The 1694-nt window shown below is 30.7% G+C and carries 1 protein-coding gene; it reads right to left on the bottom strand.

Features of this window, described 5'->3' with window-relative positions:
* Nucleotides 1-129: 129 nt before the first annotated feature.
* A complete protein-coding gene (locus JHL18_RS18570) occupies nt 130-1581 on the bottom strand; it encodes an IS1182 family transposase (protein ID WP_200271990.1) in 1452 nt (483 codons plus the stop codon).
* Nucleotides 1582-1694: the final 113 nt, after the last annotated feature.

Here is a 1694-nt window from a genome sequence, read left to right as displayed (position 1 = left end):
GAGGGCACTGAAAAACTTTAGTTTTTCAGGAGCGATTTATTTAAATAGTTTAAAAGTAGCTGATAAAACTAAGAGTTTTTAGTTTTATCAGCTGCTTTGTTTTAAAAACTGCTTAAGTTAATTGGGGATTTAGCCCATTAACTTTAAAATTCTTTTAATATTCACTACAAATATTGTTAGTGCACCTTGCATTTCCATGCCAATTAGACCTGAGTATGATGTCGTATCATACCCATGCCTATTCTTCAATTCACTATTTTTAGCTTCAATCTTATAACGCTCTTTTGATTTTTCTTTAAAATATTTGCTTTCCTGAAAGTCTATTTGTGATTTATGAATGCCGCTTTTTATTGTAACTGAATAAGTTTTACTTTTTGCTCCTTCTTTATAGCAACCTTCTTTTTGTGTACATTCTTTACATTTCTCTATATCAAAATAATATGTATATGCTTGGTTTCTAGAACCATCATTTTTTCCCTGGCGAGCTCTTCGGAAGGCCATATGTCCACCCTTACAAACGTACATACCAGAATCTTTATTAAACTGAAACTCTTCTTCATTCTTTCTTAGACCTTGTGTTACACCGGGATGTAGCTTCGCTACAAGTTTTATATTTTTTTCATTTGCAAATTTAATATTTTCTTTTTCGGAGTATGCAGCATCTCCAATAACTGCTTGAACTTCTATACCTGCTTCTTGGCTTTTTGTAATTAATGTATTTAATTCTTTACCATCAGTTTTTTCACCAGTTGTAATAGTTGCAGCTGATATTATTCTTTCTTCTGTCATAGCTAGATGTGTTTTATATCCAAAGAAAGATGAATCGGCAGTCTTATGTCCAATCCTTGCATCCGCATCGGCGAAAGACTGCATATGTTGCAAATCATCATCTAAAGTTTCACTTAATATATTCATTTTCTCTCTAACTTTCGGATACGCTGAAATAACTTCATTCTTTTCTATAACTTTAATTAAATCCTGACAATATTTAATTTCAGCTTCTAAATCATCAACTTCATTTTTTACTGGTAAAGCATTTTTAATATTTTCATCTATTTCATAAACAGATTTTCTTAATCTCTTAGAACGTTCTTGTAATATTTCACGTGGTGATTTTTGATTGTATCTTGCCGACGTATGCGTAGCATCGACGATGATAGACTTTGATTTTATTATTCCCTTCTCAAGAGCGATTTCAACTGTTTTATTTATCAACATATCAAGTAAATTTATATCCTTAAGCCTAAGTCTACGAAACTTAGTTAATGAACTTGGTTCGATAACAGACTCTTCAGGTGCCATGCCAAGAAAATATTTAAAAGACATATCGTATTTTGAGCGCTCTACAATATCTACATCTGATAGATCAAATATGTATTTTAATAAAAGGTATTTAAACATACGAATTGGGTCGATTGCATTTCTACCATTGTTATCACAATACTTGTCTACAAGTTCATTATAAACAAAGGAAAAGTCGATTAACTCATTAATCTTTCTTAACATATTATCTTTTGGAACAACCAAATCATAAATTCCAATATATTGACTTAAAATCATAGTTTGTTGCTTTTTAATCATTTGAATCACCCACATAAATTTAATAATTTAAGTATAACATAAAAGACCTAGAAAATTGTCTCCTGACAATTTTCTAGGTCTAATTTGCTAAAAGGGACTTTTTCAGTGCCCTC

The sequence above is a fragment of the Clostridium yunnanense genome (genome assembly GCF_016595795.1).
GTDB lineage: Bacteria > Bacillota > Clostridia > Clostridiales > Clostridiaceae > Clostridium_AR > Clostridium_AR yunnanense.
The sequence above is the reverse complement of the archived record's forward strand: the minus strand, read 5'-3'. Positions and strand labels throughout refer to the sequence as shown.